Below are 22,333 nucleotides of genomic sequence, written 5' to 3' on the forward strand. Positions count from 1 at the left end.
ATTACATTGCCGTTATCACTTCGTGTTAGCGGCTATTTTTTTCATCGCCTAAAGAAATATGGTTTATAATAGGATTAGGGCGCAATAGACTGGTTAATTGCAGGACAAGGTGAAAAATAAAAAAAAGATAATTTCTTGTTTTGTGTAAATGTTTTTTATAATATTTGACATGTTGACAGATTATGAAATGAAAGTGAGTGATCCATGTGGATCTAACGCAAATTCAAAACCCTAGTTTTTTGAAAGATATGTCTATCGGTGAACTAGAGGGATTGAGTGAGGATATTCGTAAGTTTTTAATTGAAGAGCTCTCTCAAACAGGTGGACATATTGCACCTAATTTAGGTGTAGTAGAACTCACAATTGCTCTGCATAAATTATTTGATAGTCCGAAAGATAAATTTTTATGGGACGTAGGACATCAATCCTATGTACATAAAATTTTAACAGGACGTGCAAAGGAATTCGGTACATTAAGGCAATATCAAGGTCTATGTGGTTTCCCAAAACGTTGCGAGAGTGAGCATGATGTATGGGAAACTGGCCATAGCTCGACATCATTATCTGCTGCAATGGGAATGGCTCTAGCACGTGATTTAAAGAAAACGAAAGAATATGTTATACCAATCATTGGAGATGGTGCTCTAACCGGCGGAATGGCTTTAGAGGCATTGAACCATATTGGACATGAAAAAACGGACATGATTGTTATTTTGAATGATAATGAAATGTCAATTGCACCAAACGTTGGTGCGCTTCATAATGTACTTGGACGTCTACGTACCGCAGGGAAATACCATTGGGTAAAAGATGAACTAGAGTATATATTAAAGAAAATCCCAGCAGTCGGTGGGAAAGTTGCTGCGACAGCAGAGAAAATAAAAGATAGTCTTAAATATTTACTAGTATCCGGTGTCTTTTTCGAAGAATTAGGCTTTACATATTTAGGTCCAGTTGATGGGCACGATTATGAAAAGTTATTCGAAACGTTGCAATATGCAAAGAAAACAAAAGGCCCAGTGCTTGTTCATGTTATTACGAAAAAAGGAAAAGGTTTTAAACCAGCTGAGAGTGATGTTATTGGAACTTGGCATGGAACAGGGCCTTATAAAATTGAATCAGGTGACTTCGTTAAACCGAAAGAAGTTGCACCAGCATGGAGTGCTGTTGTTAGTGATACAGTACTTAAGCTAGCGAGAACGGATGAGCGTATCGTTGCAATTACACCTGCAATGCCTGTTGGATCGAAACTTGAGAAATTCCAAAAAGAATTCCCCGATCGTATGATTGATGTAGGTATTGCAGAACAGCATGCTACAACAATGGCGGCGGGTATGGCAACGCAAGGAATGAAGCCATTCTTAGCGATTTATTCAACATTTTTACAAAGAGCATATGATCAAGTTGTTCATGATATATGCCGCCAAAATTTAAATGTCTTCATCGGAATCGATCGCTCTGGTTTAGTAGGAGCAGATGGTGAAACGCATCAAGGTGTATTTGACATCTCATTCTTACGTCATTTGCCGAACATGGTACTTATGATGCCGAAAGATGAAAATGAAGGGCAACATTTAGTATATACGGCGATGCAATATGAAGATGGACCAATCGCATTGCGTTATGCGCGCGGTAATGGACTTGGTGTTCATATGGATGAAGAATTAAAGGCGATTCCAATCGGTACTTGGGAAACGTTAAAAGAAGGTACACAAGCGGCTATTTTAACATTTGGTACGACAATACCAATGGCAATGGAAGCAGCTGAGCGTCTTGAAAAGGCTGGAGTTTCAGTAAAAGTAGTGAACGCTCGCTTTATTAAACCGATGGATGAAGCATATTTACATGATCTCTTAGGGAAAAATATACCGATTTTAACGATTGAAGAAGCTTGTTTAATTGGTGGTTTTGGAACGGGAGTAGTTGAATTTGCATCTGAGAACGGGTACCATAGTGCGTTAATTGAACGAATGGGTATTCCAGACCGTTTCATAGAGCACGGTAGTGTAACAAAATTATTAGAAGAAATTGGTTTAACGACAGATGCTGTTGTAGACCGTATTCATACAATGATTCCATCAAAACAAAAAAGGGCGTAACAAATGAGTGCAAAAAAAGAAAGAGTAGATGTACTATTAGTAGAGCGAGGGCTTATAGAAACACGTGAGAAAGCAAAACGCGCCGTTATGGCCGGACTTGTATATGCGAATGAGATGAGACTTGATAAGCCAGGAGAGAAGATCCCACAAGATACAGAGATTACGGTGAAGGGACAAGTTATGCCGTATGTAAGCCGTGGTGGTTATAAACTTGAAAAGGCATTAGAGACATTTCACCTGGATTTACAAGATAAAGTTATGATAGATATTGGTTCATCAACTGGTGGCTTTACAGATTGTGCGCTTCAAAACGGAGCGAAATTATCTTATGCATTAGATGTAGGATACAATCAACTTGCGTGGAAATTGCGTCAAGATGAGCGTGTTGTCGTAATGGAACGGACAAACTTCCGTTACGTGACACCAGCAGACTTAGACCGTGGTTTACCGCAATTTGCTAGTATCGATGTTTCATTTATATCATTAAAGCTTATACTGCCGGTTTTAAAAACAATGCTTATGCCTAATGGGGATGTAGCAGCGTTAATTAAACCACAGTTTGAAGCTGGAAGAGAGCAAGTTGGGAAAAAAGGTATCGTTCGTGATCGAAAAGTACATGAGGCTGTCGTAGAAATGATTGTCGACTTTGCTATAAAAGAAGGATACGACGTAGAAGGTTTAACATTCTCACCAATTACGGGCGGGGATGGTAATATTGAATTTTTAGTTCATCTGAAATGGCATGGTGAACGTGAGAATGGCGAAAATCATTCTCCAGTTTCTGTTGAGCAAGTAGTTACAGAGGCGCATGATGTCCTAAAACAAAAAGGAAAAGGGGAATAACATATGTTGTTCCTCTTTTTGTTGTAATTGTATAATGATTGTAAAAACAATTGTGTACAAGCAACGAATTATAAGTTAACATAAATAAGTGAAGTATACCAATGTTTAAACTATGGTAAGAGATAGTGTGAGGTGCAAATGTATGAATAAAGGTCAGCGCCATATTAAAATCAGGGAAATTATTGCGAACAAAGAAATTGAAACACAAGATGAATTAGTTGATATTTTACGTAATGAGGGATTTAATGTAACGCAAGCAACAGTATCGCGCGATATTAAAGAACTGCACTTAGTGAAAGTGCCATTACATGATGGGCGCTATAAATATAGCTTGCCAGCAGATCAACGATTTAACCCGTTACAAAAATTAAAACGCAATCTAGTGGATTCATTTGTAAAATTAGACACGGCAGGACATATGCTTGTGCTAAAAACACTGCCTGGTAACGCTCATTCACTTGGAGCACTTATTGATCATTTAGAGTGGGATGAGATCATCGGAACCATTTGTGGTGATGATACTTGCTTAATTATTTGCCGTACACCTGAAGATACAGGTGTTGTCTCTGATCGTTTCTTAAATATGTTGTAAAAAAAATCTTGTTTACTTTCCTCTGTAAAGTGGAAAGTGAACAGGATTTTTTTATTGGTTAAAAATGTGAATTCTTAATTGTAATATAATATTTTCTTTGAATAAAATTAGAAAATAGGTGGATTGACCCGTAAAACGAATGTTTGGTACAATGGAGCGGTTAGAAAAGTAATTTATACATACAAACATATAGTTTGACTATTTGAATGAAGAACTGAGAAAAGCCCTTAATAGGGGATTAGTTTATAACGAGGTGAATGGGGCATTGTTATCGGAATTATCGATTAGAAACTTTGCTATTATTGAGGCATTAAATATTTCTTTTCAAAAAGGGTTAACGGTTTTAAGTGGTGAAACAGGGGCCGGAAAATCGATTATTATTGATGCGATTAGTTTACTTGTAGGTGGCCGTGGTTCAGCGGAATTTGTTCGATACGGAACAGAAAAAGCTGAGATAGAAGGGCTATTTTATGTAGAAGATGATAAGCATCCGTGTATTGAAAAGGCAGAAGAGTTGGATATAGAAATAGAAGACGGCATGATTATTTTGAAGCGTGATATCGCTGCAAACGGAAAAAGTGTATGTCGTGTAAATGGGAAACTGGTCACCCTTAGTATATTAAAGGAAATTGGAAAAACACTTGTTGATATTCATGGGCAGCACGAAACACAAGATTTAATGAATGAAGAGCGTCATCTATTTATGCTTGATCATTTTGATGGAGATCGCATTGTTAAACAATTGGGTATATATCAAAATGTATACGCTGACTATGAGAAATTAAAAAAACAGTTAAAATCGTTAAGTGAAAATGAACAACAAATGGCGCATCGCTTAGATTTAATTCAATTCCAGCATGAAGAAATCAGTAAGGCGGATTTAAAGATGGATGAAGAAATTGAATTAACTGAAGAACGATTGCGAATTTCTAATTTTGAAAAAATTTATAAAGCATTAGGCGATGCATATCGCTCATTAAGCGCTGACGGACAAGGGTTAGATAATGTACGAAGCGCAATGGGACAAATGGAGAGTATTACACATTTAGATGAAGTTTATCAAGGAAATCATGATTCAATTGCAAATAGCTACTACTTATTAGAAGAAGTTGCATATCAACTTAGAGAAAAGCTCGATATGATGGAATATGATCCGAAGCGTTTAGACGAAATTGAAACGCGTTTAAATGAAATTCGTATGCTAAAGAGAAAATATGGAAATACTGTAGAAGAGATTTTAGCGTATGCTGATAAAATTGAACAAGAAATTTTTACGATTGAAAATAAAGACGTTCATATTGAAACGACGAAGAAGCAATTAAAGGAATTAGAAAGTGTTATTCTGCAAGAAGCAACGTCGTTAAGTAATATGCGTCATGAGCTTGCAGAGCATCTTACAAATGCCATTCATCAAGAATTAAAAGAATTATATATGGAGAAAACAAAATTTGAAGTGAGAATCATGAAGAGAGAAGGAAATGCTGAAGAGCCTCTTGTTGAGGGTGCCCCGGTAAGACTTACGGCGGATGGCTACGATCATGTGGAATTTTATATTTCAACAAATCCAGGTGAGCCGCTAAAACCACTTTCAAAGGTCGCTTCTGGCGGAGAGTTATCTCGTATTATTTTAGCTTTAAAAAGCATTTTTTCTAAGCATCAAGGTGTTGCATCTGTTATTTTTGATGAAGTGGATACTGGTGTAAGTGGTCGGGTTGCACAGGCTATTGCGGAAAAAATTTATCGAGTATCAGTAAACTCGCAAGTACTTTGTATTACGCACTTACCTCAAGTAGCTTCAATGGCGGATTCACATTTATTTATTCGAAAACAAGTAGCGAATGATCGGACAATTACATCAGTTACCGTTTTAACTATGGAGGATAAAGTAACAGAAATAGCTCGAATGATTTCTGGTGTGGAAATTACAGATTTAACGACAGAACATGCGAAAGAATTACTTACGCAAGCGCATCATTTTAAACAGACAGCAGAGGCTATCCAGTAATGGATAGCTTTTTTTCTCAAATAATGATTTCTTAATTCTTCCGGTTATAAATAAAGCACTGCAAGGAGAGATTAAAAAGTGAAGCCAAGAGGCTGAATGTGGGGTAGGAGCGAGGAGAGTGAACAAATTGAGATTAGAAAGATTTCGCAAAATAATAGGTCTTTGTCTCCTTGTTTCTTTAGTTTTTATTGGGTGTTTTAAACCGCTTCGGACGTTTATTTCATCCCCGAAGCAACTTGTTGTTTTTGAAGGGCAACAATCAGAAATAGCTTCATTACCAGTTTTTCAAGCTTCATCTACAGATCGTCATGTGTTTACAGTAAGTTCCAATGAACGAAAACAAGGACTTATGGTAAATCCTCATCAAAATGGTGAAGCAGATATGGTGTTTCAGCTTGCTGGTTTTCCAGTGAAAAAAGTAAATGTGAAAGTATTGAAAGATTTTAAAGTTATTCCAGGTGGACAATCAATTGGTGTGAAGTTAAATACAAAAGGGGTACTTGTTGTAGGCCATCATTTAATTCAAACTGAAAAAGGGAAAGTATCTCCTGGTGAAACAGCTGGTGTGCAAATTGGAGATATGATTACTGAAATTAATGGTAAAACAATTGAAAGGATGAGTGATGTAGCACCATTTATTCATAATAGTGGTGAAACAGGTGAACCGCTTAATCTTGTTTTGTTAAGAGATGGAAAACATATTCGCACTAAGTTAACACCACAAAAAGACAGTGGAGAATCGTCTTATCGTATTGGTTTATATATTCGTGATTCGGCAGCTGGAATCGGAACAATGACATTTGTTCATCCTGATTCTATGAAATATGGGGCACTTGGTCATGTCATTTCTGATAACGATACGAAAAAGCCGATTCAAGTCGAAGATGGACAAATTATGCGTTCGACAGTTACATCAATTGAAAGAGGTAGTCATGGGAATCCAGGAGAGAAATTAGCGAGGTTCTCACCAGATCGTGAAGTGATTGGTAATATTACAATAAATAGTCCATTTGGTATATTCGGGAAATTAAATACAAATATACCAAATGGCGTAATGGATAAAGCGATGCCTATTGCACTATCTCATCAAGTAAAAGAGGGACCGGCAAAAATATTAACAGTTATTGATAAAGATAAAGTGGAAGCGTTTGATATTGAAGTTGTAAGTACAGTACCGCAAAAGTTTCCAGCTACAAAAGGCATGGTAATAAAAGTAACAGACAAACGTTTATTAGCGAAAACGGGTGGTATCGTACAAGGCATGAGCGGAAGTCCAATTGTACAAAACGGGAAAGTAATTGGTGCTGTTACACATGTATTTGTAAATGATCCAACATCAGGATATGGTGTTCATATTGAATGGATGTTACATGAGGCTGGAATTAACATTTATGAACAAGAAAGAAAAGCGAGCTAATTATTAATTAGCTCGCTTTTCTGTTGAAAAATTCGTTGAAATTTTGTAAAAGCTCCGCAAGAGGTGTTTTTTGTTGTAAAATAAAAGAAAAGGGTTGAACGTTTCGTTGTATTTCTATGATGGAATGTGTTGCGAAAGGGAATAAATGAACGATAAACATATTTTTTTGTGATTTTATCGGAAAGTAACAAACTTTAAAAGGGAATTTTCACACAATTGTCGAACAATTCATGTAGCCTAGAAGGATACACATGTCGGAGAATCGATTCGGTAAGGGAGGAAAAGCTGTGGAGAAAATTAAAGTCTGTCTTGTGGATGATAATAAAGAATTAGTATCAATGCTAGAGAGTTACGTAGCTGCTCAAGATGATATGGAAGTAATCGGTACTGCTTATAATGGTCAAGAGTGTTTAAATTTATTAAATGATAAGCAGCCGGATGTACTTGTTTTAGACATTATTATGCCACATTTAGATGGTTTAGCTGTACTAGAGAAAATGCGAAATATTGAAAGGCTAAGACAGCCTAGCGTAATTATGTTGACAGCATTTGGACAAGAAGATGTGACGACAAAAGCAGTTGACTTAGGTGCTTCATATTTCATATTAAAACCATTTGATATGGAGAATTTAACGAGTCATATTCGTCAAGTGAGCGGTAAGGCGAACGCTACCATTAAACGTCCACTTCCATCTTTCCGTTCAGCAACTACAATAGATGGAAAACCGAAAAACTTAGACGCGAGCATTACGAGTATCATTCATGAAATCGGTGTACCTGCTCATATTAAAGGGTATATGTACTTAAGGGAAGCAATCTCTATGGTGTACAATGATATCGAATTACTTGGATCTATTACGAAAGTATTGTATCCAGATATCGCGAAGAAATATAATACAACAGCAAGCCGCGTCGAGCGTGCAATCCGTCACGCAATTGAAGTAGCATGGAGTCGTGGGAATATTGATTCTATTTCGTCCTTATTCGGTTATACAGTATCCATGTCAAAAGCAAAACCTACGAATTCCGAGTTCATCGCTATGGTTGCGGATAAGCTTAGACTTGAACATAAGGCTAGCTGAGAGTAAAGATAGTAAGGGATTTAAGTTTTAGTAAAGCTTAATCATTCTTTAAATTTATACTCGATATTAAATGTAAAACCAATGAACTTTTTATTTAATGACCAATGAATTTTAGAATTCGTTGGTCTTTTTATTTTATTGAGAACAAGAGATCATTTGATATCATGGAAGATAAATCCTGTTTTTAGTAATATTACATATAAGTGAGTTTTTTTATAAGATAATTAAATAGGTATTGATAGGGAGAAGGGGAATGAAAAATAAAATATTAACTTGGCTAGGAATAGTAGCAGCTATGGGAGTTCTTGCTGGTGCAGTTACATTTGGAATGTTAGAACTTGCCGATAATCCAGTAGATAAAGAAGTGAATGCTCAAATAGATAAAAAAGAAGATCCAACGATAGTAGGTAGAGAGGTAGATGGAGTCTTTGTTGATGTGTATGTTACTGAAAATTCTACTGAAAGCGAAGTCATTACAGTGATGCATCATATGACTCATCAAAAAGTAGTGGCAGAACGAAAATCAGAATCCATTCCAATGATTCAAAATAATGCTGAAAAATTAAAAAATATCATAAATAAGAGTGGCTTTGCGAAAAAAAATGAGCTTTTAGAGATTACTGATAGATGGGCGAAAAAAGATTTTAGTCAAATTGTAGAAGATCACAATTATTTCTCGGATACCCAAGAAGGTAGCACTTGTAAAGCGACTAGAGCGATGGATGCGGCAGAAGAGCAACATTATATTTTAACTACATTCGGGGAGGAAAAAGCGAAAGAACTGTACGAATCAGGGGATACTCCGCACGTTCAATAAAAAATAATATAAGGGGCTTCTAGTTTTTTTATTATCGTGTCTTAAGGACGCAATGGGACTTATAAATAAATAGTCTGCTTTCTTTATGACGTGTAACAAAAAAGAAAAGATGTAATTCATTATTAAATGATGAAGGAACGGCTAAATCGCATCGTAGTACATCTGTTAAAGGATTTTAGTAGGGAAGTCATCCGTGATATAATAGAAAATAATAAAAAGCCCTGCAAAACAGGACTGTATTATTCTTCGTCTTTATTTTGTTTTTCTAATTCAACTAACTTTTGAATTAGAATGTGCTGCGGCATATGCATAAGTTGTTCAAGTGGAACACCTAATGCTTTTGATAGGCGGACTGCAGTGTCTGGAGAAATTTGTAATGGTCTCATAGAAGTACCTCCTTTTTCGTATAGTATAGCATAAGATTGGGGGAGTGAGGATGACTCTTATATTTGCACATCGTGGTGCAGCGGGAACGTACCCAGAAAATACAATGATTTCATTTGAAGCAGCTGAATCTTTTAGAGCAGATGGAATTGAGCTTGATGTTCAATTAACGAAAGATGGAAAAGTTGTCGTCATTCATGATGAAACAGTGGACCGGACAACAAATGGAAAAGGTGCGGTTCGTAATTATTTATATGAGGATTTATGTAAATTAGATGCGAGCTATAAATTCGGTGATAAAGTAGGCTTTTGTAAAATACCTCTTTTAGAAGAGGTGTTAGAATGGATTGATAAAACAGAGTTGCTACTTAATATTGAACTGAAAAATAATAAAATTCCATACAGAGGTTTAGAGGAAGAAGTTATAACGCTTGTACGGAAATGTAATCTAGAAGATCGTGTTATATTTTCTTCATTTAATCACTACAGTATGAAAAGGTGTCATATGATGGCTCCTGATATTCAAACAGCGATTTTATATCGCGAAGGTTTGCATAGTCCGTGGGCGTATGCGAAAAAAATGGGCGCTACAGCAGTGCACCCTAATTATCGTTATCTTCAAGATGCTGTTGCTGAATTAACGATGGAGAGTGGTGTAGAGGTTCGCCCTTATACAATTAATGAAGAAACGCTTATGCGTAAATATTTTGATATGAATATTTCGGCGATTATTACTGATTATCCTGAAACGGCAAGAATGTTATTGCCAATAAAAAAATGAGACCGCGTGTAACGGTCTCATTTTTTATTTATAAATAGTGGGGCTTTCCTATCTTTTAAAGCGAGCTTGTACTTTATTTCGTTTACGGTCTCGGTGTAAGACGAAGCCTCCGAAGATATAAAACCCGAGCGCGAAGCAGAGAGCGCCAATTAAAAATTGTAACCACAGTATAGAGAGTGGAGGAAATAGAATCCCGAATACAGTATCTCTCATTAACTTAATGCCAAATACAGCTAATGAAATAGGGATGAGTGCTAATGATAGAGCAAGGTAACGCTGCATATAAACGCTCCTTTTCAGATTATTTTGTTTATTTCAATGATGTTATATGAAAAGGGGGTTTGTCAAGAGGGGGCTGAACGAGTAAGATAAGGGTGTGAAAAATTTTGCAGAGATACTTCGAGAGGAAGTGTAATATATGAAACAAAAAGTTTTAATTGTTGGTGCAGGTGAAGGTGGTAGTACACTGCTGAATCTGTTACAAAGTTCAAATATATTTCAAATTATAGGAATTATTGATATAAATCCGATAGCAAAGGGATTACAAATGGCTAAGGAATATGGGGTTACAATTGGAGAGAGTGTAACGCCGTTTCTTTCTATGCATATTGATGTAATGTTTGATATGACGGGTGACGATGATTTACATAAAGATTTAATAAAGAAAAAGCATAAAGATACTCTTCTTATACCAGGTGATATTGCGAAAATTGTTACGAGATTAGCACATGAGAAGGAAGGTTTAATTGGAAAGTTAGAAGAACAGACGCAGCAAGGGGATTTAATTTTAAATTCTACGCATGACGGTATGATTGTGATTGATCGAGAGGGACAAGTCCGCCTATTTAATAAAAGTGCAGAGCGTATTATCGGATATAAAAAAGAAGATGCGGTAGGGAAATATATTTTAGAAGTTATTCCGACTAGTAAGTTGCTTCGTATTATACGTACGAAACAAATAGAAGTAAATTATGAACTGACATTAGAAAATGAAAAGAAAATTATTACAACCCGTATTCCAATATTAAAAGAGGGAGGAGAGGTACAAGGAGCATTTGCGATTTTTAAAGATATAACAGAGGTTGTAGATCTTGCGGAAGAAGTTACAGATTTAAAGGAGATTCAAACGTTACTTGAGGCGATTATCAACTCGTCTGAGGAAGCAATTTCGGTCGTGGATGAAAAGGGAAGAGGATTAGTAATTAACCCTGCCTATACGAAATTAACAGGTTTAACAGAAGAGGACATTATTGGGAAACCGGCTACAACTGATATTGTAGAAGGTGAAAGTATGCATATGAAAGTACTTCGAACGCGTAGGGCGGTACGCGGAATACATATGAAGATTGGACAAAAGAAGCGTGATGTAATTGTAAACGTAGCGCCAGTTATAGTGGATGGGATATTGAAAGGAAGCGTTGGTGTAATTCGTGACGTATCAGAAATTCAAAAGTTAACAAATGAATTGAATAGAGCAAGGCAAATTATTCGAACGTTAGAAGCGAAATATTCATTTGATGACATTGTCGGAAATTCAGATGAAACAACGGCCGCTATTGAACAGGCGAAACTTGGAGCGAATACACCAGCAACAGTATTACTACGCGGAGAATCTGGAACGGGTAAAGAATTGTTTGCACATGCAATTCATAATGGAAGTAATCGAAAATATAATAAATTCGTCCGGGTAAACTGTGCTGCCATTTCCGAGACTTTATTAGAAAGTGAATTATTCGGTTATGAGGAAGGTGCATTCTCAGGAGCAAAAAGAGGCGGAAAACGAGGTTTTTTTGAGGAAGCGAATAACGGTAGTATCTTTTTAGATGAAATAGGAGAATTGTCTGCAAATATGCAAGCGAAACTCCTTCGCGTGTTGCAAGAAAAAGAAATTGTAAAAGTTGGTGGAACGAAAGCGATACCTATAAATGTCCGGGTAATTGCAGCGACACATGTGAATTTAGAAAGGGGCATTCTAGAAGGAGAGTTTAGAGAGGATTTATATTATCGATTAAATAAAATTCCAATTCACATTCCGTCTCTTCGTCAGCGAAAAGGAGATATACCGGCAATTGCAGACAGATTGATTCAAAAAATTAACCAAGATTATGGTCGGAATGTAGAGGGGCTCACTGATTCGGCTATTTCATATTTACAATCATATGAATGGCCAGGAAATGTGAGGGAGCTTGAAAATATTTTAGGACGAGCTATTATCTTTATGAATTATAACGAAATATATATTGATGTCCATCATTTACCACCTTTACATACAGAAGAGCAGACTGAGGTAAAACAAAATAACTTATTACCTGAATTAGAAGAAAAGCCACTTGAACAATTAGTGACAGAGTTTGAAGGGCATATCATTCATGAATGTTTAGAGAGGTTTGATGGAAATAAAACAAAAACTGCAAGAGCATTAGGAATTTCGGTTCGAAATTTATATTACAAGCTAGAAAAGTATGAGTGTGCAAAAAATAGCATGCAATAAATTGCGTACCGTGCAATTTATTGCATGGTATACAAAAAGCGACATAACAAGACAGAATGTTTTGTTATTTTCCAAAGTATTGATTTTACTGCATTTTGAATGCGTTTTCATTATTGGTAAGACCACTTTTGAAAGTTGGCACGGTATTTGCTTTATAAATAGACGAGGGACGACGGAAAGGGTTGATTACAAAATATGAAGTTAGAACACTTAATTGATCAAGCAGCAGGACAGCCTAAAAAAACTGTGGCTGTAGCAGTAGCTGAAGATCATGAAGTAATTGAAGCTGTAGCGAAAGCAATTAAATTACAGCTAGCTCAATTTCGTCTATATGGAAATCAAGAAAAAATAATGGGGATGCTACAAGAACATGGTTTACAAACTTCAGAACACATTGAAGTGATTGCAACAGCGTCAAGTGCTGAGGCTGCAGAACTTTCTGTTAAAGCTGTAAGAAATGGCGAAGCAGATGTGCTTATGAAGGGAAACATCCCAACAGCAAATATTTTGAAAGCTGTATTAAATAAAGAGTGGGGACTTCGTAAAGGTAGCGCACTTTCACACGTTGCAGCATTTGAAGTTCCAAATTACGATCGTCTTATCTTTGTTACAGATGCAGCGATGAACATTGCACCTGATGTAACACAAAAAGCTGCTATTATACAGAATACTGTAGAAGTTGCCCAGGCAATAGGAATAGATTTGCCAAAGGTAGCACCAATTGCAGCAGTAGAGGTTGTGAATCCTGCGATGCAAGCGACAATTGATGCCGCGATGTTAACTCAAATGAATCGCCGCGGACAAATTAAAAATTGTGTCGTTGATGGACCACTTGCTTTAGATAATGCAGTATCACAAATTGCAGCAGAACATAAAGGCATAGTAAGTGATGTAGCAGGTAAAGCAGACATTTTACTCGTCCCAACGATTGAAGCTGGAAATGTGCTATACAAATCACTCGTATACTTTGCGGATGCAAAAGTAGGAGCTATGATTGCTGGCGCAAAAGCACCGATTGTTTTAACATCTCGTGCTGATTCAGCAGAAACAAAAGTATATTCATTAGCATTGGCAGTTACGACTGCTTCAAAATAAACCAAACAGGGTAAAACACTAGGGGGAAACGACAATGACATTAGAAATCTTCGAATACTTAGAAAAATATGATTATGAGCAAGTAGTATTTTGTCAAGATAAAGAATCTGGTTTAAAAGCAATCATCGCAATTCATGATACAACACTTGGACCAGCTCTTGGTGGAACAAGAATGTGGACATATGATTCTGAAGAAGCGGCGATTGAAGATGCATTGCGTCTTGCAAAAGGGATGACATACAAAAACGCAGCAGCCGGCTTAAACTTAGGTGGTGCGAAAACAGTAATTATCGGTGATCCACGTAAAGATAAGAGCGAAGCGATGTTCCGTGCATTAGGACGATACATTCAAGGACTAAACGGACGTTACATTACAGCTGAAGATGTTGGTACAACAGTAGATGATATGGATATTATTCACGAAGAAACTGATTTTGTAACAGGTATTTCACCATCATTCGGTTCTTCTGGTAACCCATCTCCAGTAACTGCATACGGTGTTTATCGTGGTATGAAAGCAGCTGCGAAAGAGGCTTTCGGTACTGATAATTTAGAAGGAAAAGTAATTGCTGTTCAAGGTGTTGGTAACGTAGCGTATCACCTATGCAAACATTTACATGCTGAAGGAGCAAAATTAATCGTTACAGATATTAATAAAGAAGCTGTACAACGCGCGGTAGAAGAATTCGGTGCATCAGCAGTTGAGCCAAATGAAATTTACGGTGTTGAATGTGATATTTACGCACCATGTGCATTAGGCGCAACAGTTAATGACGAAACTATTCCACAACTTAAAGCAAAAGTAATCGCAGGTTCTGCAAATAACCAATTAAAAGAAAATCGTCACGGCGACATGATTCATGAAATGGGTATTGTATACGCACCAGACTATGTTATTAATGCTGGTGGTGTAATTAACGTAGCAGACGAATTATATGGATACAATAGAGAACGTGCACTAAAACGTGTTGAGTCTATTTATGACACAATTGCAAAAGTAATCGAAATTTCAAAACGCGATGGCATTGCAACTTATGTAGCAGCAGATCGTTTAGCTGAAGAGCGCATTGCAAGCTTGAAAAACTCTCGTAGCACATACTTACGCAACGGTCACGACATTATTAGCCGTCGCTAATCATTCATATATTACTTTTACAAAAGGTGTGGTTACCTCTTATGAGGTTTCCACCTCCTTTTGAATTTATTAGTGGAGGTAGCAACAGTGTCTTTAAATCGAATTCTTGTTATTAATCCGGGTAGTACATCCACAAAAATTGGTGTTTTTGATAATGAAAGGCCCGTTTTAGAAGAAACTATTCGTCATGACGAAGAACAAATTGGAAAATATAAGAGAATTATCGATCAATATGAGTTTCGCAAAGAAACGATTTTAGAAGTTCTACATTCTCACGGTATTAACATTTCAAAGTTAAACGCAGTTTGTGGACGTGGGGGATTACTTCGTCCAATCGAAGGCGGAACATACACAGTAAACGATTCGATGTTAGAAGATTTGAAAAATGGGTTTAGCGGTCATCATGCTTCAAACCTTGGAGGCATTTTAGCATATGAAATCGCTTCTGGATTAAATATTCCGGCATTTATAGTAGATCCTGTCGTTGTAGATGAAATGGAGCCGGTTGCTCGTATAAGTGGTATTGCTGGTATGGAACGTAAAAGTATTTTCCATGCATTAAACCAAAAAGCAGTTGCTCGTAAAGTGGCTGAAGAATTAAATCACAAATACGAGGATTTAAATTTATTAGTTACACATATGGGTGGCGGTATTACAGTTGGTGCTCATAAAAAAGGAAAAGTTATTGATGTGAATAACGGTTTAAACGGAGAAGGCCCATTTAGTCCAGAGCGTGCGGGTACAGTACCGGTAGGGCAATTAGTGGAGATGTGTTTCTCTGGTGAGTATTACCGTGACGAAATGGTTAAAAAACTTGTTGGACAAGGTGGACTTGTAAGCCTAATCGGTACAAATGATGCGATCAAAGTAGAACAAATGGTTGAAAAAGGTGATCCGGAAGCAACTCTTATTTATAAAGCAATGGCATATCAAGTTGCAAAAGAGATTGGCGGAGCTAGCGCTGTACTTCACGGGAAAATTGATGCAATCGTTTTAACTGGTGGACTTGCGTACAGTAAAATTCTTGTTGATGAAATAAAAGAACGTGTTGACTGGATTGCAGATGTTATCGTACATCCAGGGGAAGATGAATTACAAGCATTAGCAGAAGGAGCACTTCGTGTATTACGTGAAGAAGAAGCGCCGAAAGAGTATGTTGTACGAGAAAAACAAACAGTAGCTAGGGGTTGAGATAATGGCAAGAGAATATGATTTAGTCATCGTTGGCGGCGGTACTGGTGGATATGTTGCTGCTATTCGAGCATCACAACTAGGTTTAAAAACTGCACTTGTTGAAAAAGAAAATCTTGGTGGTACTTGTTTGCACAAAGGATGTATTCCTAGTAAAGCTCTTTTACGTAGTGCGGAAGTATACGCAACTGCTAAAAAAAGCGAAGAGTTCGGAGTTATTGCAAGTAATGTAGAACTAAACTTTGCGAAAGTGCAAGAGCGTAAAGAGAAGATTGTAACGCAACTTCATAAAGGTGTTCAACACTTAATGAAACAAGGTAAAATTGATGTGTTTGAAGGTATCGGCCGTATTCTTGGCCCATCTATTTTCTCTCCAATGCCAGGGACAATTTCAGTTGAACTTGCAAGTGGAGAAGAGAATGAAATGTTAATTCCAAAAAATGTACTTGTTGCAACAGGTTCTCGTCCGAATTCATTACCAGGTTTAGAATTAGACGGAGAGTATGTAATGTCTTCCGATCATGCCCTAAAAATGGAAACGCTTCCTAGCTCAATTATTATCGTTGGTGGCGGTGTAATCGGTATTGAGTGGGCATCTATGCTTGCTGACTTCGGTGTAGAAGTTACAGTATTAGAGTATGCGAAAACGATATTACCACTAGAAGATCAGGACGTTTCAAAAGAAATGCAACGTCTATTCAAGAAAAAAGGTATTAAAGTGGTAACTGGTGCAAAAGTATTACCAGAAACATTGGTAAAAGATAACGGAGTAACAATTCAAGCTGAACATAACGGTGAGAATAAAGAATTTAAAGCAGAAAAAATGCTTGTATCTGTAGGAAGACAAGCCAATACGCAAAATATTGGTTTAGAGAATACGGATATCGTTGTGGAAAAAGGATACATTCAAACAAATGAGTTTTATCAAACGAAAGAATCTCATATTTACGCAATCGGAGATGTAATCGGCGGCTTACAACTTGCTCACGTTGCTTCTCATGAAGGAATTGTTGCAGTAGAACATATTGCTGGTAAAGAAGTTACACCAATTGATTACTCTATGGTATCAAAATGCGTATATAGCAGTCCAGAAGTTGCTTCTGTCGGTTTAACAGAACAAGAAGCGAAAGAAAAAGGCTATAAGTTAAAAGTAGGTAAGTTCTCATTCCGTGCAATCGGAAAAGCACTTGTATACGGCGAATCAGATGGTTTCGTAAAACTTGTAGTTGATGAAGAAACAAATGACATTCTTGGTGTTCATATGATTGGACCACATGTAACAGATATGATTTCTGAAGCTGGTCTTGCAAGAGTACTTGATGCAACACCGTGGGAAGTAGCACATACAATTCATCCGCATCCATCATTATCTGAGGCGATTGGTGAAGCGGCATTAGCTGTAGATGGAAAAGCGTTACACGCATAAAAATGTGGATTTAGGAGGTTATGAAAAATGGCAGAAGTAAAAGAAAAGCGCCATGAAGAGCTTGGCTTAAGTGATGAGCAAGTATTAGAAATGTTCCGTACGATGTTACTTGCACGTAAAATCGACGAACGTATGTGGTTATTAAACCGTGCGGGTAAAATTCCATTCGTAATTTCTTGTCAAGGACAAGAGGCTGCACAAGTTGGAGCAGCATTCGCTCTTGATAGAGAGAAAGATTATGCATTACCATACTACCGTGATATGGGTGTTGTACTAGCGTTCGGTATGACGGCTAAAGAGCTTATGTTGTCTGCTTTCGCGAAAGCTGGAGATCCAAACTCTGGTGGTCGTCAAATGCCTGGTCACTTCGGTCAAAAGAAAAATCGTATTGTGACAGGATCATCTCCAGTAACAACGCAAGTACCACATGCAGTTGGTATTGCATTAGCTGGAAAAATGGAAAAGAAAGATTTAGTAACGTTCGTTACATTTGGAGAAGGTTCTTCAAACCAAGGTGACTTCCATGAAGGGGCAAACTTTGCTGGTGTACACAAACTACCTGTTATTTTCATGTGTGAAAATAATAAATACGCAATCTCTATTCCAGTTGAAAAACAATTAGCATGTAAAAACGTATCAGACCGTGCAATTGGTTACGGAATGCCTGGATATACAATAGACGGAAACGATCCACTTGCAGTATATAAAGCTGTAAAAGAGGCAGCAGACCGCGGCCGTCGTGGTGAAGGCCCAACTTTAATTGAAACAGTATCATATCGTTTAACAGCACATTCTAGTGACGACGATGATCGTGTTTATCGTGATAAAGAAGAAGTAGAAGAAGCAAAGAAAAAAGATTCAATCATAACATTTGCAGCTTATTTAAAAGAAGCTGGCGTGTTAACTGAGGAATTTGAAAAACAAATGTTAGACGAAATTATGCATATCGTAAATGAAGCAACAGAATATGCAGAAAATGCTCCGTATGCAGCACCTGAAGATGCATTGAAGCACGTATACGCAGAATAGGGGGGAACGTTTCATGGCTGTAATGTCTTATATTGATGCTATTACATTAGCAATGCGCGAAGAAATGGAACGCGATGAGAAAGTATTTGTTTTAGGTGAAGATGTTGGTAAAAAAGGTGGCGTATTTAAAGCGACACACGGATTATATGATCAATTTGGTGAAGATCGTGCGCTTGATGCACCGCTTGCAGAATCTGCAATTGCTGGGGTAGCAATTGGTGCGGCAATGTATGGTATGCGTCCAATCGCTGAAATGCAGTTTGCTGATTTCATCATGCCAGCAGTAAACCAAATTGTTTCTGAGGCAGCAAAAATTCGTTATCGTTCTAATAACGATTGGACTTGTCCAGTTACAATTCGTGCGCCATTTGGCGGCGGTGTTCACGGTGCATTGTATCATTCACAATCTGTGGAAGCGATGTTTGCGAACCAACCAGGTTTAAAAATTGTCATTCCTTCTACACCGTATGATGCAAAAGGTTTATTAAAAGCAGCAATTCGTGATGAAGATCCAGTATTATTCTTTGAGCATAAGCGTGCATATCGCTTAATTAAAGGTGAAGTGCCAGAGGATGATTACGTATTACCAATCGGAAAAGCAGATGTAAAACGCGAAGGTGATGATATTACTGTTATCACGTACGGATTATGTGTTCACTTTGCTCTTCAAGCAGCTGAAAAGTTAGCGCAAGATGGCATCTCTGCACATGTTCTTGATTTACGTACTGTATATCCATTAGATAAAGAAGCAATCATTGAAGCAGCTTCTAAAACAGGTAAAGTTCTTCTTGTAACAGAGGACAATAAAGAAGGAAGTATTATAAGTGAAGTGGCAGCAATTATTGCTGAAAACTGTCTGTTTGATTTAGATGCGCCAATCGCACGTCTTGCGGGTCCAGACGTTCCAGCAATGCCATATGCACCAACAATGGAAAAATTCTTTATGGTAAATCCAGATAAAGTTGAAAAAGCAATGCGTGAACTTGCGGAATTTTAATCGGGGGGACTATACATGGCTGTAGAAAATATCACAATGCCTCAGCTCGGGGAGAGCGTTACAGAGGGTACAATTAGTAAATGGCTCGTTAATGTTGGCGATCATGTAAACAAGTATGATCCACTTGCAGAAGTAATGACTGATAAAGTAAATGCTGAAGTACCATCTTCTTTCACTGGTATTGTGAAAGAATTAATTGCTGGTGAAGGTGAGACGTTAGCTGTAGGTGAAGTAGTTTGTGTTATTCAAGTAGAAGGCGCAGATGAAGTAGCAGCGACGGCTGTTGAGGAAAAAACAAAAGAAGAACCAAAGTCAGAAGTAGCTACGTCTGAAAAAGCACCGAAAGTAAAACAACCAACTGATGGAAAACCACGTTTTTCACCAGCTGTTTTAAAACTTGCAGGTGAGCATAATGTTGATTTAGATTTAGTAGAAGGTACGGGAGCAAATGGCCGTATCACTCGTAAAGATATTTTAAAGCTAGTGGAATCTGGAAATATTCCGCAAGCAGGTGCGAAGAAAGAGGAAGCGGTAGCAGCAGTAGTAGAAGCGCGTCCAGAAGCACCAAAAGCAGCGCCAGTAGCACAAAAAGTAGAAGCTGCAAAACCAGTTTCTGTACCAACAATGCCTGGCGATATCGAAATTCCAGTAACAGGTGTGCGTAAAGCAATTGCAGCGAACATGTTACGTAGTAAACACGAAGCACCACATGCTTGGATGATGATTGAAGTAGATGTGACAAACCTTGTGTCATACCGTAATTCAATTAAAGGTGATTTCAAAAAGCGCGAAGGCTTTAATTTAACGTTCTTTGCTTTCTTCGTAAAAGCAGTAGCGCAAGCGTTAAAAGAGTATCCTCAAATCAATTCAATGTGGGCTGGCGATAAGATCGTTCAGAAGAAAGATATTAACCTTTCTATCGCTGTTGCAACAGAGGACGAACTATTTGTACCAGTAATTAAACACGCGGATGAGAAGACGATTAAAGGTATCGCTCGTGAAATTACAGAGCTTGCAGGAAAAGTACGTACGAAATCGTTAAAAGCGGACGAAATGCAAGGTGGAACATTTACAATTAATAACACAGGATCATTCGGTTCTGTTCAATCTATGGGTATTATTAATTATCCACAAGCGGCTATTTTACAAGTTGAATCAATTGTAAAACGCCCAGTAATTATGGATAATGGTATGTTCGGTGCTCGCGACATGGTTAACTTATGTTTATCACTTGATCACCGTGTACTAGATGGCTTAATTTGTGGTAAGTTCTTAGGACGTGTAAAAGAAATTTTAGAAAATACGTCAGAAAATAATACATCTGTATATTAATAAAAAGCTCGCTTATGCGAGCTTTTTATCATCTTATTTCTTCATCTACATCCTACTATATGTATAATATCTTCCCCAGTAATCTTACAATGAACGATTATGTATTAGGAATTTATGAAAATACATTGCTGATATATGGTATATGGATATAAAATAAGAAAAGAATAATTTTTTTGGCAAATCTTACTGACGAAACTGTAGTATAATATATTGTATTGTATGAAAAAGAGAGTTATTCTATATAAGTGTTTTATAGATAATGTGTAATCAGTCGTCAAAACATGAAGAATGTTGACTCCTGGTTTTTTATTTTGCTGTAACAATGTTTCAGGAGGATGTCATGAAAAGAAGTACCGAGTTTCTAAAAAGTTTAGATGTAAAATTAATATTAATTTTGTTAGCATTATGTGTTACGAGTATAGCTGCTATATATAGCAGTCAGCAAACTGGCCAATATGGAGAGGCAAACTTTGCGATGAAACAGGGTTTGAACTACATAATTGGAGTTGTATTGTTATTGCTTGTTGCAAGCATCGACTTAGATCAATTACAAAAATTGTCTTGGCCACTTTATATCGTCGGATTTGGTTCACTTATTCTTTTGAAAATACTACCGGTTTCCACTTTCACACCTGAAAAATTAGGTGCAAAAAGATGGTTTGTATTTCCGTTAGTTGGACAAATTCAACCATCTGAGTTTTTCAAAATTTCATTGCTTCTCGTAGTAGCAAGTATAGCAGTGAAACATAATGCACAGTATATGGCAAGGACATTCCAAACGGATTTACAATTAGTAGGTAAAATTGTGCTTGTATCCCTTCCGCCTATGGCTGTTGTATATAGCCAACCGGATACAGGGATGGTGTTCTTATATGCTGCTGCAATTGCATGTATTTTATTTATGTCAGGTATTCAGAAGAAATTGATAGCGTTATGTACAGTTATTCCAGTCACCATATTATCTGTGTTAATATTTATTTACGTAAGGTATGAGGATTTCTTCTTTAATAATTTAGTTACTTTACTAAAACCTCACCAACAATCACGTATTTTAGGTTGGTTAGATCCATTTGAACATACAGATCAAGGTTATCAAACACAGCAATCGATTTTAGCTGTAGGTAGTGGCGGTATGGAAGGGAAAGGATTTGGCGAAGGGAACGTCTATATCCCTGAGAAGCATACTGACTTTATTTTCGCTACAATTGCCGAAGAAGGTGGATTTATCGTAGCAGCGTTAGTTGTATTCTTATTCCTATTACTACTATATCGAACAATTATTATCGGTTATTCTGCTGATAATTTATTCGGTACATTATTATGTGCTGGATCAATTGGGATATTAACGGTTCAAATATTCCAAAACATCGGTATGATCGTTGGATTAATGCCTGTAAAAGGGATTGCATTACCGTTCTTATCATATGGGGGGAGTTCCTTGTTCTCGAATATGATTATGATGGGTCTCATATTATCCGTACGAAAAACGTATAAAAAGTATATGTTTTCCGTCAAGTAAGAAAAGCTGATTCGTTTAAAAACGAATCAGCTTTTTTACATATATGCTCTTAAACGTTGCAAACTAAAGCAAAGTAGCAGTTTGAGATGGGTAAGGAG

The 22,333-nt window shown here is 37.2% G+C and carries 19 protein-coding genes; 17 read left to right on the forward strand and 2 right to left on the reverse strand.

Annotated elements, in window-relative coordinates; genetic code table 11:
* The first annotated feature begins 206 nt into the window (after positions 1-206).
* From dxs to DN392_RS05055, 7 genes are all read left to right on the forward strand, one after another.
* Complete coding sequence (dxs, locus tag DN392_RS05020) at positions 207-2,099, forward strand: 1-deoxy-D-xylulose-5-phosphate synthase (RefSeq protein ID WP_000366437.1); 1,893 nt, start codon at positions 207-209, stop codon at positions 2,097-2,099.
* 3 nt (positions 2,100-2,102) lie between these two features.
* Complete coding sequence (locus tag DN392_RS05025) at positions 2,103-2,942, forward strand: TlyA family RNA methyltransferase (protein ID WP_001274750.1); 840 nt, start codon at positions 2,103-2,105, stop codon at positions 2,940-2,942.
* Between the two features lie 142 nt (positions 2,943-3,084).
* Positions 3,085-3,534, forward strand: coding sequence for an arginine repressor ArgR (gene argR / locus DN392_RS05030; RefSeq protein WP_001032581.1), 450 nt, complete (start codon positions 3,085-3,087; stop codon positions 3,532-3,534).
* 265 nt (positions 3,535-3,799) lie between these two features.
* Positions 3,800-5,539, forward strand: coding sequence for a DNA repair protein RecN (gene recN, locus DN392_RS05035; RefSeq protein WP_149237915.1), 1,740 nt, complete (start codon positions 3,800-3,802; stop codon positions 5,537-5,539).
* A 118-nt stretch (positions 5,540-5,657) separates the two neighbouring features.
* Positions 5,658-6,956 carry a SpoIVB peptidase gene (spoIVB, locus tag DN392_RS05040; RefSeq protein WP_002107735.1) on the forward strand — a complete coding sequence of 433 codons (1,299 nt, stop codon included), beginning with the start codon at positions 5,658-5,660 and terminating at the stop codon, positions 6,954-6,956.
* A gap of 287 nt (positions 6,957-7,243) precedes the next feature.
* Positions 7,244-8,038, forward strand: a complete 795-nt coding sequence (spo0A, locus tag DN392_RS05050) for a sporulation transcription factor Spo0A (protein WP_033658812.1) — start codon at positions 7,244-7,246, stop codon at positions 8,036-8,038.
* Between the two features lie 253 nt (positions 8,039-8,291).
* Positions 8,292-8,855, forward strand: coding sequence for a PRK06770 family protein (locus tag DN392_RS05055; RefSeq protein ID WP_048565701.1), 564 nt, complete (start codon positions 8,292-8,294; stop codon positions 8,853-8,855).
* A 239-nt stretch (positions 8,856-9,094) separates the two neighbouring features.
* Here the strand turns inward: DN392_RS05055 and DN392_RS05060 are convergent, their stop codons facing one another.
* Entirely contained in the window at positions 9,095-9,241 is a 147-nt protein-coding gene (locus DN392_RS05060) for a YycC family protein (protein ID WP_001247671.1), read from the reverse strand.
* 50 nt (positions 9,242-9,291) lie between these two features.
* On the opposite strand from DN392_RS05060, the gene DN392_RS05065 reads away from it, so the two are divergent.
* Positions 9,292-10,020, forward strand: a complete 729-nt coding sequence (locus DN392_RS05065; RefSeq protein WP_048546379.1) for a glycerophosphodiester phosphodiesterase — start codon at positions 9,292-9,294, stop codon at positions 10,018-10,020.
* A gap of 48 nt (positions 10,021-10,068) precedes the next feature.
* Here the strand turns inward: DN392_RS05065 and DN392_RS05070 are convergent, their stop codons facing one another.
* A complete protein-coding gene (locus tag DN392_RS05070; protein ID WP_001190196.1) occupies positions 10,069-10,302 on the reverse strand; it encodes a DUF2627 domain-containing protein in 234 nt (77 codons plus the stop codon).
* A gap of 136 nt (positions 10,303-10,438) precedes the next feature.
* On the opposite strand from DN392_RS05070, the gene DN392_RS05075 reads away from it, so the two are divergent.
* From DN392_RS05075 to DN392_RS05125, 9 genes are all read left to right on the forward strand, one after another.
* On the forward strand, positions 10,439-12,511 hold the full coding sequence (locus tag DN392_RS05075) for a sigma-54 interaction domain-containing protein (RefSeq protein WP_064056472.1): 2,073 nt from the start codon (positions 10,439-10,441) through the stop codon (positions 12,509-12,511).
* A 195-nt stretch (positions 12,512-12,706) separates the two neighbouring features.
* A complete protein-coding gene (gene yqiS, locus DN392_RS05085; protein ID WP_064056471.1) occupies positions 12,707-13,606 on the forward strand; it encodes a phosphate butyryltransferase in 900 nt (299 codons plus the stop codon).
* A gap of 34 nt (positions 13,607-13,640) precedes the next feature.
* Positions 13,641-14,741, forward strand: coding sequence for a leucine dehydrogenase (locus DN392_RS05090; RefSeq protein WP_000171359.1), 1,101 nt, complete (start codon positions 13,641-13,643; stop codon positions 14,739-14,741).
* 87 nt (positions 14,742-14,828) lie between these two features.
* A complete protein-coding gene (buk, locus tag DN392_RS05095; RefSeq protein WP_000056197.1) occupies positions 14,829-15,932 on the forward strand; it encodes a butyrate kinase in 1,104 nt (367 codons plus the stop codon).
* A gap of 4 nt (positions 15,933-15,936) precedes the next feature.
* Entirely contained in the window at positions 15,937-17,358 is a 1,422-nt protein-coding gene (gene lpdA / locus DN392_RS05100; RefSeq protein ID WP_000090438.1) for a dihydrolipoyl dehydrogenase, read from the forward strand.
* Between the two features lie 27 nt (positions 17,359-17,385).
* Complete coding sequence (bfmBAA, locus tag DN392_RS05105) at positions 17,386-18,387, forward strand: 3-methyl-2-oxobutanoate dehydrogenase subunit alpha (protein ID WP_000852549.1); 1,002 nt, start codon at positions 17,386-17,388, stop codon at positions 18,385-18,387.
* A 13-nt stretch (positions 18,388-18,400) separates the two neighbouring features.
* Complete coding sequence (gene bfmBAB / locus DN392_RS05110; protein WP_000290073.1) at positions 18,401-19,384, forward strand: 3-methyl-2-oxobutanoate dehydrogenase subunit beta; 984 nt, start codon at positions 18,401-18,403, stop codon at positions 19,382-19,384.
* Positions 19,385-19,399: 15 nt separating this feature from the next.
* Entirely contained in the window at positions 19,400-20,716 is a 1,317-nt protein-coding gene (locus DN392_RS05115) for a dihydrolipoamide acetyltransferase family protein (protein WP_048565697.1), read from the forward strand.
* A 340-nt stretch (positions 20,717-21,056) separates the two neighbouring features.
* Positions 21,057-22,235, forward strand: coding sequence for an FtsW/RodA/SpoVE family cell cycle protein (locus DN392_RS05125; RefSeq protein ID WP_088321214.1), 1,179 nt, complete (start codon positions 21,057-21,059; stop codon positions 22,233-22,235).
* Positions 22,236-22,333 lie beyond the last annotated feature (98 nt).

It is taken from the genome of Bacillus sp. BB51/4 (assembly GCF_008368845.1).
Classification (GTDB): Bacteria; Bacillota; Bacilli; order Bacillales; family Bacillaceae_G; genus Bacillus_A; species Bacillus_A wiedmannii.

Coding starts and splice junctions, on each gene's coding strand:
- DN392_RS05025 (WP_001274750.1), top strand. CDS start 2,103: ATGAGTGCAAAAAAAGAAAGAGTAGATGTACTATTAGTAGAGCGAGGG.
- argR (WP_001032581.1), top strand. CDS start 3,085: ATGAATAAAGGTCAGCGCCATATTAAAATCAGGGAAATTATTGCGAAC.
- DN392_RS05055 (WP_048565701.1), top strand. CDS start 8,292: ATGAAAAATAAAATATTAACTTGGCTAGGAATAGTAGCAGCTATGGGA.
- DN392_RS05060 (WP_001247671.1), bottom strand. CDS start 9,241: ATGAGACCATTACAAATTTCTCCAGACACTGCAGTCCGCCTATCAAAA.
- DN392_RS05065 (WP_048546379.1), top strand. CDS start 9,292: ATGACTCTTATATTTGCACATCGTGGTGCAGCGGGAACGTACCCAGAA.
- DN392_RS05070 (WP_001190196.1), bottom strand. CDS start 10,302: ATGCAGCGTTACCTTGCTCTATCATTAGCACTCATCCCTATTTCATTA.
- DN392_RS05075 (WP_064056472.1), top strand. CDS start 10,439: ATGAAACAAAAAGTTTTAATTGTTGGTGCAGGTGAAGGTGGTAGTACA.
- yqiS (WP_064056471.1), top strand. CDS start 12,707: ATGAAGTTAGAACACTTAATTGATCAAGCAGCAGGACAGCCTAAAAAA.
- DN392_RS05090 (WP_000171359.1), top strand. CDS start 13,641: ATGACATTAGAAATCTTCGAATACTTAGAAAAATATGATTATGAGCAA.
- lpdA (WP_000090438.1), top strand. CDS start 15,937: ATGGCAAGAGAATATGATTTAGTCATCGTTGGCGGCGGTACTGGTGGA.
- bfmBAA (WP_000852549.1), top strand. CDS start 17,386: ATGGCAGAAGTAAAAGAAAAGCGCCATGAAGAGCTTGGCTTAAGTGAT.
- bfmBAB (WP_000290073.1), top strand. CDS start 18,401: ATGGCTGTAATGTCTTATATTGATGCTATTACATTAGCAATGCGCGAA.
- DN392_RS05115 (WP_048565697.1), top strand. CDS start 19,400: ATGGCTGTAGAAAATATCACAATGCCTCAGCTCGGGGAGAGCGTTACA.
- DN392_RS05125 (WP_088321214.1), top strand. CDS start 21,057: ATGAAAAGAAGTACCGAGTTTCTAAAAAGTTTAGATGTAAAATTAATA.